This window comes from Winslowiella sp. 2C04 (assembly GCF_050037805.1).
GTDB classification, from domain to species: Bacteria; Pseudomonadota; Gammaproteobacteria; order Enterobacterales; family Enterobacteriaceae; genus Erwinia; species Erwinia toletana_A.
On record NZ_CP188300.1, the window covers coordinates 517706 to 537781 of the forward strand.

General features: G+C 55.8%; 1 protein-coding gene. It reads left to right on the top strand.

Annotated features, from left to right (window positions below; translation table 11 throughout):
- Positions 1–14: 14 nt before the first annotated feature.
- Positions 15–20051, top strand: a complete 20037-nt coding sequence (locus ACP3TC_RS02325; protein WP_426817439.1) for an ESPR-type extended signal peptide-containing protein — start codon at positions 15–17, stop codon at positions 20049–20051.
- Positions 20052–20076 lie beyond the last annotated feature (25 nt).

Sequence of the window (20076 nt, forward strand, 5' to 3'; positions counted from 1 at the left end):
TTGTGCGGGGCGTTATGAACAAGGTTTACAAGGTTATCTGGAATACATTGCTGGGTATATGGGTTGTCGCCAGCGAGTTAGCTAAAGGTAAACAAAAATCTTCCAGTCAGGGGCAAGGTAGCCGCGCACAAAGAAAAACGGCGAAAAGGCTGGCAAACGCATTTATGCTTGTAGGATTATTCGCCGCCCAGCCTGTTTTTGCCGCCGATGCCTGCGAAGTCGGTACAGCAAAGGAGTTAGGCGCCGCATTAAACAACAATGACTGTACTGATATTACCCTGACAGCAGATATTAACCTTGCAGACTACCGTGACGGAGCGCTCTATTCAGGTGCCAGTAATGTTCCTGGCGGTACCGGATTAAATAATAATACCACTAAATTTGATTTTGGTACCCGTACGGCGATTACCCTTGACGGCGGGGCAGCTAAGTACGGTATCAGTAACGGTAATAACCAAGCTTATCGTTTTGCGGTACGCGGTGGCGATGCTGATAACCAGGTTACTTTTACAATCAAAAATGCGAACTTGACCACTACGGCCGCCGCCAATAATGCTAACCACTTTTTCGCCAGCGTTGGCGATAGTGGTTCTAACGTGAATGTTATCTTTGATAATATCCAGGGTATTCCTAATTCGACGCTGGCCTTAATGACCTATGGTTCAGGTGCCAATGATGGGGTTGCCTATCGCAGAACGAGTACCAGTTATTCTACCAGCTCTTCCGGTAATACATTAAACGGATATGATGCAAATTATAAACGTGGCTATACCTACAACCAGAATATTTATAGCAAAGTCACTGTTGGAACATTTTTAGGGAATAATGCCAGCAATCCATTTAATAGCGTAACTTATAAACAGTGGATAAATGGCAGTAAAATTGATTTTACCGGGACGCTGGATTTTTACGGTACGGGTGCTAATAATGCCTATTCTTATGTTTTTTGGAATAATACCAATGACTTACTGCAAAACCAGCTAACTTTCAAAACCGGTTCTGATGTTTCTTTTAATCTTGATGCCAACACCAAACTGACGACCGGGGATGGAAATGGCCAGGGTTATTCATATGCTTTTGAAGATGGTTCCAGTTTCAAATTATGGAGCAAGCAGAACGTATTTGGCAGCGTCACTGGTAATAATGTTGGCCTGGAAATTGGTAGTTACAATAAAGACACCAAAGAATTTGGTTCCGGGGCGAAAATTATCTATGCTGGAGTTAATGGTGCCCAGCTTGCAGGTGACGGCATTACTAACTTGGGTGGAAAAAACTACAGAATTAGCAACTCTCTCTATACTCACAGTATTATCAATAATGGCCAGTACAATGCCGGTGACATTATCTTTAACCTTGCTGAAGGTTCGCAGTTTAATGTGACCGGTATAGGTATTAATGTTCTCAAAAGCCAATATCTTAATGATGACTTAGACAAAGCAACAACGAATATTAACAACAGTGGAATCTATATCCGATCTGCCACGAATATTGACGCGGCAACCGGGATGAATATTGTCCACGATGGTAACGGTGAGGTGGTGATTAAAAATACCGGGGCTCTCACTACAACAACTTCGGGTATTACTATCAGCTCCGCATCTGGCAACAACATGAATGTTGATATGAGCAAAGGTGCAACGGATTCCAATTCTGGCCTGATTAACGCAACTTCTGGTACCGGCATTACCGCTGGGAGTTCGGCAACCGATAAGGTGGTATTAAATCTGACCGGAGGGGAAATTAATACCTCAGGCACCGCCAGCGCGGTAACCTTAAGTAATCCAACCAATACCGCAACCCATACCCTGAACGATCTCATCGTTAACCTCGGTGGCAGCGGTAATATGCTGGCTAAAGCCGATGCCGTTAAGGTTGCTCTCAGCAATGTGGTATTAAATATTAATAATCGTGTTGGGCTCAATAACCTGGCCGGCATTAACTTCCTCAGCAGCGAAAAAGGCAGTAATACCATCAACGTTGGCGGTACCGGAACCGGTATTGAGACGACTAACACTGCCATCTCAAATCTTAACAGCGAAGCGTTGCAAATTAACGTCAATGGCGCAGGTGTAGGCGTGGCAACGACCGGCGGCGGCGTTGATTTAACCGATCCGGGGCTGAATATCACGGTAAATAGTCCAGATGGAACGGCACTGACTATTGCCGATGGTGGCTCTAATACCACGACTATTGGCAGTAATGTCGCGCTGAACGCCACGGGTGCCACAGCGATTAAATTTTCCGGCGATGCTGCCAAGACTTTTGTTAACCAGGGCACAGTAAAAGGAACCGTCGACTTTACTGGCGATAAGGCGCATACCCTTACCAATAATGGCATCTTAGACGGCGCGCTGACGGCAGGAAATGGCAATAACTCTCTGGTGTTGGGAGAAGGCTCGCAAAGCCTCGGCACCCTTACTTTCGGCAACGGTAATAATAATGTCACCATTAATAATGGTGCGCTGGTTAAGTCCATTTCCACCGGAAGTGGAAACGATACCTTTACGCTTAATGATTTAACCGGCAGTAATACATATTTAGGTACGATTGATGCGGGTACCGGGACCAATACGCTGAATATGAATCGCTCGCAAAGTGCACTCCAGACGGATACTGCGTTGCGAGGATTTACTAATATTAATCTGAGTGAGAATACCGATCTTACCCTGACATCGCAGAATAATATTACCGGTGGTACGGTGTTGCTGGATAACAGCAGTAAGCTGCAGTTTGGCAACGGTTATAACGGCAACTTCAGCGCAACTCTCGGCCATGTATCCGACGGCGACGGCAGTATTATCGTCAACAATGGTGCTGCTGTGACGCTCGCCAATTCCGGTATTAATGCCTTTACCGGCGGCTGGAGCGTTAATAATGGTGCTTCACTCACCGCTACCCGTGGCGATCAAATTGCCAACAGCAGCGGCTTCGCTTTATCCGGTGTGCTGAATCTGAATGGACTCACGTCCCTGAATAACGCCCTCACCGGGGCAGGCACATTGAATATTAATGCTGTTAATCAGGCATTTAACTTCGGCAGCACCACAGGTAATGCGTTTACCGGTAATGTTAGCCTGAAAGATACGGCACTGGCCTTATCCGGTACCAATACTGCGGCTTTACAGCGCGCCACGTTGACCAGCGGTAGCGGCAGTGTTGTGACGGTAGGTGCAAGCGATCAGACCATCGGGAATATGACCCTGAATGGCGGAACCACGGCTTTCGATACCGGTAATATCAATACCAGCACGCTCTCTGTGGCGCAGCAAAGTGCCGTTCAGGTCAATGCGGATGGCATTCTGGAAGGGAATCTGCTGGATCAGGATGAAAGCAGCACGCGTAAGATAATCAACAGCACCAATACCTTGACCGCAGGCCAACTGGCTCTCCTGACATTGCAAAATGCACAGGGCGATGCACTGGGTAATGGTACGCAGCTGGCGATTAGCCAGAATGGCGATGAAGTTGCCAACGGGACCTATAACTATGCTTTGTCCGGCAGTGGGGGCGGTCTTACGGTTACTGCTCAGCTGATTAAACTGGCGCTGGCGGCAAACAGAACGCTGGTGCTTGATACAGAAAATGCGGCAAAACAATTTGGTGCACAAATTACCGGTAGCGGTAATCTGGAGTTAAATGCGGGTACGGGCGCACTGACGCTGAGTAGCCAGACCAATAACTATACCGGTAACACGGCAATTAACAGCGGTACGGTCGTGGCTGGTGAAAATAATGCGTTGGGAGCGACAACCGGGCTGGGTACTAAGTCCGGGGCGACATTTAATCTGAATGGTAAAAGCCAGACGATCGATGGAGCGCTCGCAAACGCAGGTCAGATAATTGTTGGTAACAGTGGTTCTCTTACTAGCGGTATATTATCTAATACCGGTGTAGTGAATATCGGCGGCGGCATGCTGACGCTGAATAATGGCGGTAGCTCCAGCGCCGCTGGCGGACTGACCGGAAACGGTAACCTGGTGGTATCGGGCGGCGAGCTTGCTGTTTCCAAAGCTAACGCCGGTCTTGCCGGTAATACCACGATTAATCAGGGCGCGGCCGTAACCTTAACGGATACCGGAACGCTTGGCAGCGCGGCGGTTGGCATTGCCAGCGGCGGTACGCTGAACCTGAATGCGGATCAGACGCTGGCGAACGTGCTGAGCGGTGGTGGGGCGATCAACACCGGTGGCAAAGTCATTCTCAGTGCAGATAATACCTTCAGTGGTACCCATACCATCGGCAAAGGTGCCGAACTCACCATTTCCAAATCCGCTAACTTAGGTAGCGAAGCGGCAACCGTCAACCTGAGTGATGCTGACTCGCAGTTTGTATTAAATGGGCTAAGCGGCGCTATCAGAAATGTTTTGTCCGGCACGGTAGGTAGCACCGTAACCTTAAACAACGCGGCCAATGCCACGCTGGCAGGTAATAACGTCAATTTCCGCGGGATTTATGCCGTTAATGAAAACAGCACGCTGACGATTGGCGAAGCGAATAATCTCGGAGCGAGTAATGCTTCGGTACTGCTTGGCGGAACGGGTAATGCGCTGAATTTGGCCAGGTACGGCGGTGTATTTAATCATAAGGTGAACGGAACCGGTATTCTGTCCCTGACCGATACCTCAAATGTGACCTTGAATAACGCGGATCTACTGGCGGCAGGCGTTGGTATTAATATTGGCGATGACAGTGAACTCAGCCTGGTAAATTTAAACACCTTCAACCAGGCGCTTAGCGGCGATGGCGTGCTGAATATTAACAATAATAAGCAATCATTTAATTTCGGCGCTGATACCGGCAGCGCCTATGCCGGTACGGTCAATCTGACTAATGTACTGTTCGGTCTTTCGGGCAATAACGCCACCGCTCTGACAGATTCAACCCTCAATGTTGGCGATGGCTCGACGCTCAGCGTGGGTGCTGGTACGCAGACTATCGGCAATATGACGCTTGCCAGCGGAACAACCGTATTTTCCTCAGGCAATATTGCCACCGATAATCTCGATATTACTGATAACAGTGTAATTCAGGTCACGCCCGGCGAGGTAATGCCCGGCAATCTGATGGATCAGGATGAAGAGATCTCGCGAAAGCTAATTAACAGCAGCAATAGCTTGTCGTCGGAAGAACTTGCCAGACTGACGCTGCAAAACGCCCAGGGAGAAGCACTGGGGAATGGCGCTCTGATTGCGATAACTCAAAATGACGATACGGTTGCACAAGGGACCTACAACTACGACCTGTCGGGCATCGGCGGCGGCCTGAGCGTTACGGCGCAGCTGGTTAAACTGGCGCTGGCGACGGGCAAAACGCTGGCGCTGGATACCGCGGGGGCCACCTCGAAGAACTTCAGCGCGCTGATCACCGGAGCGGGTAACCTGGCGCTGAATGCCGGTAGCGATACGCTGACGCTGAATAACGCCGGTAACGACTATACCGGCAGCACGACAATCAACAGCGGTACGGTGGTGGCGGGCAGCAATAATGCTCTGGGGAAAACCTCACTGCTGAGCACGCTTGCCGGTACGGCGTTTAACCTTAATGGTAAGTCGCAAACGCTGGGCGGGCTGAGTAATGCAGGCCAGATCACCACCGGCCAGAACGGTGCGCTGACCAGCGGCGCGCTGGCCAACACCGGCACGGTGAATATCGCCGGCGGTACGCTGACGCTGACAAATGGCGGCAGCTCCAGCGCCGCTGGCGGGCTGACCGGCAACGGCAGCCTGGTGGTATCGGGCGGCGAGCTTGCTGTCTCCAAAGCCAATGCGGGCCTGGCGGGGAACACCGCTATCGGATCGGGCGGGACGATAACCCTGAGCGACAGCGGAACGCTCGGCAGCGCGGCGGTTGGCATTGCCAGCGGCGGTACGCTGAACCTGAACGCGGACCAGACGCTGGCGAACGTGCTGAGCGGCGGTGGTAACATCAACACCGGGGCTAACGTCACCCTGAGTGCGGACAACACCTTCAGCGGGTTACACAACGTGGGCGCGGACGGGGCGCTGACGATTTCGAAAGCGGGCAACCTCGGCAGTGAAGCGGCCACGGTCTCGTTAAGCAGCGCGGGCTCGCAGCTGGTGCTGAATGCGCTCAGCGGGGCGATTAACAATGCGTTGTCCGGTGTGGCGGGCAGCACCGTCAGCCTGACCGGCGGCAGCGAGGCGGCGCTGGGCGGCAACAACAGCAACTTCCTCGGCACCTATTCGGTCGGCGGCGACAGCACGCTGAGCGTGGGCAGCGCGAATAATCTCGGCGCGGGTAGTGCTTCCGTCCTGCTGAACGGCGCGGGTAACACCCTGAACCTGGCGGGCTACAGCGGCGCCTTCGGCAACCAGGTCGGCGGCGCGGGCCTGCTGTCGCTGAGCGACAGCGCGGATGTCACCCTGAACAGCAGCGGTAATCTTTCGTCGGATATCGGGGTGAATATTGCTGGCGGCAGCGCCCTGACTCTGGCGGGTCTTAATGCGTTTAATCAGGCGCTGACCGGCGGCGGCGCGCTGAACATCAATGGCAGCACGGGCTTTACCTTCGGCAGCAACACCGGAGATGCGTTTGCCGGGCGGGTTAACCTGAGCAACAGCCAGTTTGGCCTGACGGGCAACAATACCGCCAGCCTGAAGTCGGCGACGCTTGACGTCGGCGGCGGAGCGTCGGTGATCGTGGGCGCGGGCGCGCAGGCGGTGGGCAATCTGACGCTTGACGGCGGCATCACGCAGTTTACCGACGGCAGCAGCATCACCAGCGGCACGCTGGCGGTGGCGCAGAACAGCACCATCCGGGTGACCCCGGACGATGTCACCACCGGAAACCTGCTGGATCAGGATGACGGCACGCAGCGCAGGCTGATCGGCAGCAGCAATACGCTGAGCGCGGAAGATCTGGCAAAACTGACGCTGCAGGACGCCCAGGGCCAGGCGATTAAAACCGGCGTGGAGGTGGCGATTGACCAGGGCGATGGCACGGCGGCGACCGGGACCTACAACTACGACCTGTCGGGCATCGGCGGCGGCCTGAGCGTCACGGCGCAGCTGGTTAAGCTGGCGCTGGCGACGGGCAAAACGCTGGCGCTGGATACCGCGGGGGCCACCTCGAAGAACTTCAGCGCGCTGATCACCGGAGCGGGTAACCTGGCGCTGAATGCCGGTAGCGATACGCTGACGCTGAATAACTCCGGTAACGACTATACCGGCAGCACGACAATCAACAGCGGCACGGTGGCGGCGGGCAGCAACAATGTGCTGGGGAATACCTCGCTGCTGAGCACGCTTGCCGGTACGGCGTTTAACCTCAATGGCAAGTCGCAGACGCTGGGCGGGCTGAGTAATGCAGGCCAGATCACCACCGGCCAGAACGGTGCACTGACCAGCGGCGCGCTGGCCAACACCGGCACGGTGAATATTGCCGGCGGTACGCTGACGCTGACAAACGGCGGCAGCTCCAGCGCCGCTGGCGGGCTGACCGGCAACGGCAGCCTGGTGGTATCGGGCGGCGAGCTTGCGGTCTCCAAAGCTAACGCCGGTCTTGCCGGTAATACCACAATTAATCAGGGCGCGGCCGTAACCTTAACGGATACCGGAACGCTCGGCAGCGCGGCGGTTGGCGTTGCCAGCGGCGGTACGCTGAACCTGAACGCGGACCAGACGCTGGCGAATGTGCTGAGCGGCGGGGGTAACATTAACACCGGGGCTAATGTCACCCTGAGTGCGGACAACACCTTCAGCGGATCACACACCGTGGGCGCGGACGGGGCGCTGACGATTTCGAAAGCGGGCAACCTCGGCAGTGAAGCGGCCACGGTCTCGTTAAGCAGCGCGGGCTCGCAGCTGGTGCTGAATGCGCTCAGCGGGGCGATTAACAATGCGTTGTCCGGTGTGGCGGGCAGCACCGTCAGCCTGACCGGCGGCAGCGAGGCGGCGCTGGGCGGCAATAACAGCAACTTCCTCGGCACCTATTCGGTCGGCGGCGACAGCACGCTGAGCGTGGGCAGCGCGAATAATCTCGGCGCGGGTAGTGCTTCCGTCCTGCTGAACGGCGCGGGTAATACCCTGAACCTGGCGGGCTACAGCGGCGCCTTCGGCAACCAGGTCGGCGGCGCGGGCCTGCTGTCGCTGAGCGACAGCGCGGATGTCACCCTGAACAGTACCGGCAATCTTGCGTCGGATATCGGGGTGGATATTGCTGGCGGCAGCGCCCTGACTCTGGCGGGTCTTAATGCGTTTAATCAGGCGCTTACCGGGAGCGGCGCGCTTAATGTTAATGCCGCGACAGGAAACCAGGCATTTAACTTTGGCGACAACACCGGAAACAACTTTGCCGGTCAGGTAAATCTCAGCAATGCGCAGTTTATGTTGTCCGGCAACAATACCGCCAGCCTGAAGTCGGCGACGCTTGGCGTCGGCGGCGGGGCGTCGGTGACCGTGGGCGCAGGCGCGCAGGCGGTGGGCAACCTGACGCTTGACGGCGGCACCACGCAGTTTACCGACGGCAGCAGCATCACCAGCGGCACGCTGGCGGTGGCGCAGGACAGCACCATCCGGGTGACCCCGGACGATGTCACCACCGGAAACCTGCTGGATCAGGATGACGGCACGCAGCGCAGGCTGATCGGCAGCAGCAATACGCTGAGCGCGGAAGATCTGGCAAAACTGACGCTGCAGGATGCCCAGGGCCAGGCGATTAAAACCGGCGTGGAGGTGGCGATTGACCAGGGCGATGGTACGGCGGCGACCGGGACCTACAACTACGACCTGTCGGGCATCGGCGGCGGCCTGAGCGTCACGGCGCAGCTGGTTAAGCTGGCGCTGGCAACGGGCAAAACGCTGGCGCTGGATACCGCGGGGGCCACCTCGAAGAACTTCAGCGCGCTGATCACCGGAGCGGGTAACCTGGCGCTGAATGCCGGTAGCGATACGCTGACGCTGAATAACGCCGGTAACGACTATACCGGCAGCACGACAATCAACAGCGGTACGGTGGTGGCGGGCAGCAATAATGCTCTGGGGAAAACCTCACTGCTGAGCACGCTTGCCGGTACGGCGTTTAACCTTAACGGCAACACGCAGACGCTGGGCGGGCTGAGTAATGCAGGCCAGATCACCACCGGCCAGAACGGTGCGCTGACCAGCGGCGCGCTGGCCAACACCGGCACCGTGAATATCGCCGGCGGTACGCTGACGCTGACAAACGGCGGCAGCTCCAGCGCCGCTGGCGGGCTGACCGGCAACGGCAACCTGGTAGTATCGGGCGGCGAGCTTGCTGTCTCCAAAGCCAATGCGGGCCTGGCAGGAAACACCGCTATCGGGTCGGGCGGGACGATAACCCTGAGCGACAGCGGAACGCTCGGCAGCGCGGCGGTTGGCATTGCCAGCGGCGGTACGCTGAACCTGAACGCGGACCAGACGCTGGCGAACGTGCTGAGCGGTGCCGGGGCGATCAATACCGGCGGCAAAGTCACCCTGAGTGCGGACAACACCTTCAGCGGGTCACACAGCGTGGGCGCGGACGGGGCGCTGACGATTTCGAAAGCGGGCAACCTCGGCAGTGAAGCGGCCACGGTCTCGTTAAGCAGCGCGGGCTCGCAGCTGGTGCTGAATGCGCTCAGCGGGGCGATTAACAACGCGCTGTCCGGTGTGGCGGGCAGCACCGTCAGCCTGACCGGCGGCAGCGAGGCGGCGCTGGGCGGCAATAACAGCAACTTCCTCGGCACCTATTCGGTCGGCGGCGACAGCACGCTGAGCGTGGGCAGCGCGAGTAATCTCGGCGCGGGTAGTGCTTCCGTCCGGCTTGGCGGCGCGGGTAATACCCTGAACCTGGCGGGCTACAGCGGCGCCTTTGGCAACCAGGTCGGCGGCACGGGCCTGCTGTCGCTGAGCGACAGCGCGGATGTCACCCTGAACAGTACCGGCAATCTTGCGTCGGATATCGGGGTGGATATTGCTGACGGCAGTGCCCTGACGCTTGCGGCCATAAGCGGGATAAATCAGGCGCTGACCGGCGGCGGTGCGCTGAACATCAATGGCAGCACGGGCTTTACCTTCGGCAGCAACACCGGAGATGCGTTTGCCGGGCGGGTTAACCTGAGCAACAGCCAGTTTGGCCTGACGGGCAACAATACCGCCAGCCTGAAGTCGGCGACGCTTGGCGTCGGCGGCGGGGCGTCGGTGACCGTGGGCGCGGGCGCGCAGGCGGTGGGTAACCTGACGCTTGACGGCGGCACCACGCAGTTTACCGACGGCAGCAGCATCACCAGCGGCACGCTGGCGGTGGCGCAGGACAGCACCATCCGGGTGACTCCGGACGATGTCACCACCGGAAACCTGCTGGATCAGGATGACGGCACGCAGCGCAGGCTGATCGGCAGCAGCAATACGCTGAGCGCGGAAGATCTGGCAAAACTGACGCTGCAGGATGCCCAGGGCCAGGCGATTAAAACCGGCGTGGAGGTGGCGATTGACCAGGGCGATGGCACGGCGGCGACCGGGACCTACAACTACGACCTGTCGGGCATCGGCGGCGGCCTGAGCGTCACGGCGCAGCTGGTTAAGCTGGCGCTGGCGACGGGCAAAACGCTGGCGCTGGATACCGCGGGGGCCACCTCGAAGAACTTCAGCGCGCTGATCACCGGAGCGGGTAACCTGGCGCTGAATGCCGGTAGCGATACGCTGACGCTGAATAACATCGGCAACGACTATACCGGCAGCACGACAATCAACAGCGGCACGGTGATGGCGGGCAGCAACAATGTGCTGGGGAATACCTCGCTGCTGAGCACGCTTGCCGGTACGGCGTTTAACCTCAATGGCAAGTCGCAGACGCTGGGCGGGCTGAGTAATGCAGGCCAGATCACCACCGGTCAGAACGGTGCACTGACCAGCGGCGCGCTGGCCAACACCGGCACGGTGAATATTGCCGGCGGTACGCTGACGCTGACAAACGGCGGCAGCTCCAGCGCCGCTGGCGGGCTGACCGGCAACGGCAACCTGGTAGTATCGGGCGGCGAGCTTGCGGTCTCCAAAGCTAACGCCGGTCTTGCCGGTAATACCACAATTAATCAGGGCGCGGCCGTAACCTTAACGGATACCGGAACGCTCGGCAGCGCGGCGGTTGGCATTGCCAGCGGCGGTACGCTGAACCTGAACGCGGACCAGACGCTGGCGAACGTGCTGAGCGGCGGGGGTAACATTAACACCGGGGCTAACGTCACCCTGAGTGCGGACAACACCTTCAGCGGATCACACTCCGTGGGCGCGGACGGGGCGCTGACGATTTCGAAAGCGGGCAACCTCGGCAGTGAAGCGGCCACGGTCTCGTTAAGCAGCGCGGGCTCGCAGCTGGTGCTGAATGCGCTCAGCGGGGCGGTAAACAACGCGCTGTCCGGTGTGGCGGGCAGCACCGCCAGCCTGACCGGCGGCAGCGAGGCGGCGCTGGGCGGCAATAACAGCAACTTCCTCGGCACCTATTCGGTCGGCGGCGACAGCACGCTGAGCGTGGGCAGCGCAAATAATCTCGGCGCGGGTAGTGCTTCCGTCCTGCTTGGCGGCGCGGGCAATACCCTGAACCTGGCGGGCTACAGCGGCGCCTTTGGCAACCAGGTCGGCGGCACGGGCCTGCTGTCGCTGAGCGACAGCGCGGATGTCACCCTGAACAGTACCGGCAATCTTGCGTCGGATATCGGGATTGATATTGCTGGCGGCAGCGCCCTGACTCTGGCGGGACTCACCGATTTTAATCAACTGCTGAGCGGTAGTGGGGCATTTATTGTCGACGGCAATGATCAGAGCTTTAATTTTGGCGCCGGTACCGGAAGTGCGTTTAGCGGCAACATTATGCTCAACGATGTCACCTTTGATATTGCAAATAACAGTGGGGTATTGGGCAACGCTACCCTGACGTTGAATACTGGCAGCCTTTCAGATGTGGGAGAGAGTGACACTACCGTCGGTAACCTTAATCTCAATGGTGGAGAGCTGGCGTTCAGTGTTGTCGGGCCGCAAAGCGCAGCAGATGGCACGATTAAGACAGACAATCTGGCGTTGAATAGCGGCACGATTGCCGTAAATGGTGGAAATAGCTGGGAGAACTACGGGCCTGATGATTTAAAACTGATGCCTATTCTCGCCCAGGACTACGGCAATGTTCTGATGACATTAGTCGACGCCGATATCTTAACCGGCAAGTTAAAAGATATTGCATTAAAAATTAATGATGTCCTGGTGGTTACCCACGATCAGCGTATTTCAGAAACCATAACCCAGGACGGTGAAACGGCAGCAACTGCATACTATAACTTTGGGTTATCAGATAGCAGTGTGGCCGACGATCCGGGGCTATATGTGAAGTTCAGCATGGTCGGGCTGGATTTGATTTCTGATGGTGACAAAGGATTGCTGATTAAGGTTGAGGACAACCGTAGCGATCTTCAGGAACTTCGTTCACTCCTGAGCGGTAGCGGTGGATTAGTCATCGAAGGCGGCGATTATGGGCTGACTATCTCCAATAGCGATAACAGCTACAGTGGTACCACCATTCTGAAAAACGGACAGTTAATCCTGGGTGATAACAACGTCCTGGGTAATACCTCGCAGCTTGAGGTTTATCAGGGAGCTTCAACGTTGTTAAACGGTCATAGCCAGACGGTGGAAACGCTGGCGAACAGCGGTACGGTAGATATTACCGACGGCACGCTGACGCTGACGAACGGCGGCAGCTCCAGCGCCGCTGGCGGGCTGACCGGCAACGGCAACCTGGTGGTATCGGGCGGCGAGCTTGCTGTCTCCAAAGCTAACGCCGGTCTTGCCGGTAATACCACGATTAATCAGGGCGCGGCCGTAACCTTAACGGATACCGGAACGCTCGGCAGCGCGGCGGTTGGCATTGCCAGCGGCGGTACGCTGAACCTGAACGCGGACCAGACGCTGGCGAACGTGCTGAGCGGCGGTGGTAACATCAACACCGGGGCTAACGTCACCCTGAGTGCGGACAACACCTTCAGCGGGTTACACAACGTGGGTGCGGACGGGACGCTGACGATTTCGAAAGCGGGCAACCTCGGCAGTGACGCGGCCACGGTCTCATTAAGCAGCGCGGGCTCGCAGCTGGTGCTGAATGCGCTCAGCGGAGCGATTAACAATGCGCTGTCCGGTGTGGCGGGCAGCACCGTCAGCCTGAGCGGCGGCAGCGAGGCGGCGCTGGGCGGCAACAACAGCAACTTCCTCGGCACCTATTCGGTCGGCGGCGACAGCACGCTGAGCGTGGGTAGCGCGAATAATCTCGGCGCGGATGCAGGCGTGCTGCTTGGCGGCGCGGGTAACACCCTGAACCTGGCGGGCTACAGCGGCGCCTTTGGCAACCAGGTCGGCGGCACGGGCCTGCTGTCGCTGAGCGACAGCGCGGATGTCACCCTGAACAGTACCGGCAATCTTGCGTCGGATATCGGGGTGAATATTGCTGACGGCAGTGCCCTGACTCTGGCGGGTCTTAATGCGTTTAATCAGGCGCTTACCGGGAGCGGCGCGCTGAATGTTAATGTCGCGACAGGAAACCAGGCATTTAACTTTGGCGACAACACCGGAAACAACTTTGCCGGTCAGGTAAATCTCAGTAATGCGCAGTTTATGTTGTCCGGCAACAATACCCTGGCGCTGACTGATGCCAACCTGAATGTTGGCGGCGGCACGACGGTGAGTGTCGATGTGGATCCGCAGGCTATTGGTGGTCTGACGCTGGGTGGCGGTACGGCCAGGTTTACTTCCGATGGATATATTGAATCCGGCTCGCTGGATGTGACCGATAGCAGCATCATTCAGGTGCAAAACAACCTGTCGCTGGGCGATAACTTACTGGAGCAAAGCAACGGCGAATCGCGCGTGCTGGTGAACAGTAAGGCGTTGAGCGCTGAGGAGCTGGCAAAACTCTCATTACAGGATTTGGATGGCAATTCGCTGACGAACAATACCGAAGTGGGTGTTATTCAGAGTGGCGCGACGGTGGCTGAAGGCTTCTATAATTTTGCCCTGAGCGCTGACAGCGGCTTAAGCGTAGTGGCGAGGCTGGTGAAACTGGCTCTGCTCGCTGATAAGACCCTGGAACTTAATACTGCCAATACTTCCGAAGCGGCAAAAACCTTTACTGCCCAAATTACTGGTAACGGTAACCTTGCGCTTAATGCCAATAGCGAAAGTCTGACGCTGAGTAATACGGAAAATGACTATACCGGCAGCACACTCATTAAGAGCGGAACCCTGGTCGCCGGAAGTAATAATGCGCTGGGGAACACCTCACAACTGAGCGCGCTTGCTAATACTCTCTTTGATCTCAACGGTAAATCCCAGTCCCTGGGGGCGCTGATTAATGCCGGTACGATTAAGGTGGGTGCGGATGGTGCGTTGACGATTAATAAAGACGACACCACAGGCAAAACCGGCGAATTCAATAATACGGGAGTGGTCGATATTGGCGACGGCACGCTGACGCTGAATAACGGCGGAGCCTCTACGGTGGCAGGCGGACTTACCGGTAACGGCAATCTGGTGGTGTCCGGCGGTGAGCTTGCGATATCACAGGCGAACGCAGGGCTTGCTGGTACCACGTTGATTGATGAAGCGGGAACCCTCACGCTCAGCGATAGCGGTACGCTGGGTAACGCCGAGGTAGCCGTCGACGGGATGCTGAATCTGAACGTTAACCAGACGCTGGTAAACGTTCTGAGGGGCACTGGCGATATCAATACTAATGGCAACGTGACGCTTAGCGCAGAGAGTTCGTTCAAAGGAACACACCGCATTAATAGTAACGGCATGCTGACGATATCTCAGGCTGCCAACCTGGGGAGTAGTGAGGCAAATGTCGCCCTGCAGGATGCAAGCTCTGCGCTGGTATTTGATGCCCTGAATGGTGAGCTTGGCCAGTCGCTTTCTGGCGTTTCCGGTAGCCAAATTAATGTCACCAAGGGCTCCGGCGCTATTCTGACCGGCGATAATGACGCGTTTAAAGGCACCTATAACGTTAGCGGCGAGAGTAGCCTGACGGCCAGTTTTACCAGCCAGCTTGGTGAAGAGGCCAGCGTGTCACTGGAAGCCGCAGGTGACGCTTTAAACCTCTCAGAATACCGCGGTGATTTTGCTAATCAGGTCGCTGGCAAGGGGACGATATCGCTGACCGGGGGTTCATTGGTGGCGATGAACAGCATGGCGAATATCGGATCCGATATCGCCATGAGCATCGACAATAACAGCGAGCTGCAATTGTCCGATGTAGCCGAGTTTAATCAGGCGCTAAGCGGTAACGGTTCGCTGAATGTGAATGCCGGAAATCAGACGTTTAACTTCGGGGCGAATACCGGGGGAGCATTTACCGGTAGTGTCACTCTGCAAGATAGCACCTTCAATCTTAATCAAAATAACGTAACAGCCGTGGCTAATGCGGCGTTGACTCTGGGCCGGGACAGCATCACTAATGTTGGCAGTACCGACAGGTCGCTGAAAGATATCGATGTTAACGGCGGTAAGCTGGCATTCGAAGTCGATGCACCACAGTCAAAAGCGAATGGCATTATTAATGCTGAAACGCTGGCGCTGAACAGCGGCGATGTTGCTGTGACCGGTGATGCCGAGTGGGAAAACGTTGGCGTACCAGCGGCACCGGGTGTCTCGATTCTTGACCAGGATAGAGGCGAGGTGCTGATGACGCTGGTGAATGCCGGGGCGGTGACCGGTAATGTTAACAACATAAATTTGAGCATTAACGGTACGCCGGTTATCTCAGGCGATCAGGCGGTGCTCTCTGCCATTACTCAGGGCGATAAAACGGTTGCTAATGCCACCTATAGCTACGGCCTGACCAGTAACAACGGTGATGATACCGGGCTGTATATTAAGTATGGCCTGACGGCGCTTGAATTAGTGACTGATGGTACTGATGCGCTGTTGCTGGAAACCGGTGAAGCAGGTTCTAACCAGAGTTTAAATGCGTTGTTATCCGGCAAAGGTGGCCTGAATATCAATGCATCGAACGGGGCATTAACCCTCGCTAACGGTAAAAACAGCTACACGGGTGTTACGACGGTGAATCAGGGGGCGTTGCTGTTAGGGGCTGACAATGCGTTGGGCCAGACCTCTGAGCTAACTATTAAACAAGGGGCGACCACTTCCTTAAACGGTTTTAAACAGACCGTCGGGGTATTGAATAACAGCGGCACGGTCTCACTGGATAACGGTGAACTGGTGTTAAGCAACGGCGGCCAGTCTGGCTCTGACGACGGATTAAAAGGTGAGGGCGCGATCACCGTAGCCGGTGGTGACCTGAGCATTTCTGGCGCGAATGACAATCTTAAAGGTAATACCTCAATCAATAGTGGAGCATCCATTACGCTTAGCGATAAAGGTAACCTTGGCAGCAGTAAAGTCGGCGTTGATGGCTCACTGAATCTGAATGCGGCTGGCTTAACGCTCGGAAATGCATTGAGCGGTGATGGGCGGGTGAATGTTAATGCGGCGACCACGCTAAATGGTAACAGCACCTTTACCGGTGAGCATCACGTTAGTAGGGATGGGTCGTTAACCATCACTCAGTCGAATAATCTGGGCGCAGATAAAGCCGGAGTTAATCTGGATGAAAGCGGTGCGTCTTTAGTGATGAACGGGCTGAGCGGTGCAATCAGAAATGCGTTGTCTGGCGTGCAGGACAGCGTTGTTGCGCTGACGAACAGTGCAAATGTGCAACTTACCGGAAATAACGATGGCTTCACAGGAAGCTATGCGCTTAACGGTAACAGTGCATTGACGGTGGGCTCGCTGAGCCAGCTGGGGAAAAACGCCAGCATCTCGCTTGCGGGTGCCTTTGATAAGCTCGTCCTGTCAGGCTATCAGGGAGTATTTAGCAATAAAGTAGCCGGAAATGGTGTGCTGACTCTTGCCGATGAGGCGAATGTTACATTCGGCGTTGGCTACCAGCTTGATAAGGCTGTTGGCGTGAACATTAACCGCAATAGCGCATTAACGCTTTCCGGTTTGAATCGCTTTGATCACGCGCTTGCAGGTAATGGCGCGCTGAATGTGACGTCAGGTGGTCCGCTGTTCTCGTTTGGTGAAGCAGCAGGCACGGCATTCGCCGGTAAGGTCGATTTGTCCGGCACCGGGTTGATATTAGGCAATAGCAATACCCTCGCGCTCACTAACGCTAACCTGACGCTTTCTGAAAATGGTCTGGTTAATGTGTCTGATGGCGTGCAGAAAATCGGTGGGCTGACCCTGAATAACGGCACGCTGAAGTTCGATAACATTGTTGATAATAACGGGCAATTTGTCTCTGAGGGAGTCATTGAGGCGGGCAGCATCGATGTGACCGGCGGCGGTGAAGTGCAGGTGAATCTTCCGGCGAACGTCACGCCAGGGCTTGAAGGTAAGTCCTTGTTAGAACTCGATGAAGGGGAAATTATCGTCGATTTAGCGCGCGGTGATGCCAAAGGAAGCGGGCAGGAGTTGACGCTGACGGATGCGAACGGCCAGCCGATAACCCAATCTGTTCAGGCCGGGCTGACCAATGACGGGGCCAGCGCACCATCAGCCGTGGGATCGTTCGACTATGGCTTAACTACGGGTACCCGTCAGGATGGCCTTTATGTTAACTACGGCCTTAAAGCGATTGATCTGCTTGCGAAAGGCGTCGATGCGCTCAGGTTACAGGCTCTGGAAGCAAACAATGCTCTGCAATCCAACGGCATGTCGGCGAAGATTTCCGGTAGTGGCGACCTGGCTATTGAGGGCTTAACCGATGGCGCAATCCTCTCTTTAAGCAATGGCAATAATGACTATACCGGCGCGACGCTGTTGCGCCAGGGTGGCTTACGGCTTGAAGCCAGCAATGCTCTGGGCTTAACCTCAGAGCTGGCGATGTCCGGCGGCACGCAGGTGGATATCAATGGTACCCGTCAGACCATTGGTCAGTTAAATGCCCAGGCTGACAGCCGGTTTAATCTTAATGGCGGTAACGTCACAATTAAAAATGGTGGTCAGGTCGATGGGCTTCTTACGGGGGCCGGTCAGCTGAGTCTGTCTGCGGGCACGCTTAACGTCAGCCAGGCAAACCGTTCATTTACCGGTAATACCGCGATTAGCAGCGCCGCCAGCGTGGTGCTGGCAGATGTCACAGGGCTGGGTTCCGGAAATATTGCCAACAAAGGCACGCTGACGCTTAACGGCGCTCAGGGTACCTTCGCCAATAGCCTGAGCGAGGCGGGTAACCTGCAGTTGCAGAACAAGGCAACGGTTCAACTGAGCGGTAACAACGCGCAGTACACCGGAGCATTTACTCTGGCAGGGGACACCACGCTTGCCGCCAACAAGGCAGAGCAATTGGGAGCCGGACGCGTAAGTAATGACGGCAAATTAATTCTGGATGTGGCCAATGACTGGAGCCTGAAAAACCTGATCGGCGGCAGCGGTGAGCTGATTAAACAGGGTAGCGGTACGCTGAAGTTGCTTGAAAATGTGGTAACGGCGGGTAACACCATTATCGAAAATGGCATTATCCAGCTGGGTGAAGGCACGGTGAAAAATCAGGATGGGCAAACGATTTACGTTGCTGATACCCGGGCCAGAGCCCGCAATACGCAGGTTCCGGTTGTTCTTAACAGTAACGTGACCATTCAGGAAAATGGTGCGCTCGGTGGATTCGGGCGTGTCTCGGGGAATGTAGATAACGCCGGCCGTCTGATCATGTCCCACGCGCTAACCGGAGATAATTACGCAGACTTTACTGTCAACGGTAACTACGTTGGACAGAAAGGCAGCCGGATTATCTTTGATACCGTACTTGCCGGGGACGAGAGTACGACGGACCGTCTGGTGATTAACGGGGATACCAGCGGAGTCAGCAGCATTAAAGTCAACAATATTGGTGGACAGGGAGCTTATACCAATAACGGTATCAGAATTATTGATATCTCAGGAAAATCTGGCGCTAACTTCGAGCTGGAAGGCCGCGTGGTTGCAGGCGCGTATGACTATAAACTGTATCAGGGTGGGGTGACGAATCCGTCCGACGGCGACTGGTATCTGCGCACCGAGAACCCGGATCGTCCGGAAGCGGGAAGTTATATTGCAAACCTCGCGGCGGCGAATACCATGTTCAATACCAGCCTCGAGAATCGTTCAGGAGAAACCTGGTATACCGATGCGATGACGGGTGAGAAGAAAGCGACCTCAATGTGGCTGCGTACCACCGGCAGCCACAACCGCTCTCGTGATTCCAGCGGGACCTTTAAAACGCAGGATAATCGTTTTGTGACGCAGTTGGGTGGCGACGTTTTCCGCTTCAGCAGCAACGAAAACGATCTGTGGCGCGTAGGGCTGATGACGGGCTATGCCAATAGCAGCAATAACACCATAACGTCGGGTTCAGGCAGCCGTTCTAAAGGCTCAGCGAAAGGTTACAGCGTGGGTACCTACGGAACATGGTTTGCTGATGAGAAGGCTCATACCGGTGCTTACGTGGATAGCTGGCTGCAATACAGCTGGTTTAAAAACGAAGTGAATGGTGAGGGACTGGCTCAGGAGAAATACGACTCAAAAGGCTTCACTGCTTCACTTGAAACCGGATATACCTTCTTTGCCGGTGCAAGTGAGCATTATAACTTCTACCTCCAGCCGAAAGCGCAGGCTATCTGGATGGGCGTAAAAGCGGATGATCACAGAGAAGCCTCGAATACGCTGGTCTCAGGAGAAGGTGACGGCAATGTGCAAACGCGGCTGGGTATGAAAGCATTCCTTACCCAACCTTCTCAGGAAGAAGAGGCGCAATCTCAGAAATTCAAACCGTATATCGAAGCCACATGGATTCATAACAGCAAAGACTTTGCTGCGAAAATGTCCCATGAAACCACCGGTAGCCATACCTTTAAACAGGGCGGCGCAGGTAACGTTGCGGAGATGAAACTGGGTCTTGAAGGGGATCTCACCAACCGCCTCAATATGTGGGGCAATGTCGGCCAACAGGTCGGCAGTAAAGGTTACAGTGATACCACCGTAACATTTGGCGTGAAATATAATTTCTAAAACTGTCCGGCTTTTACGGCGGTGA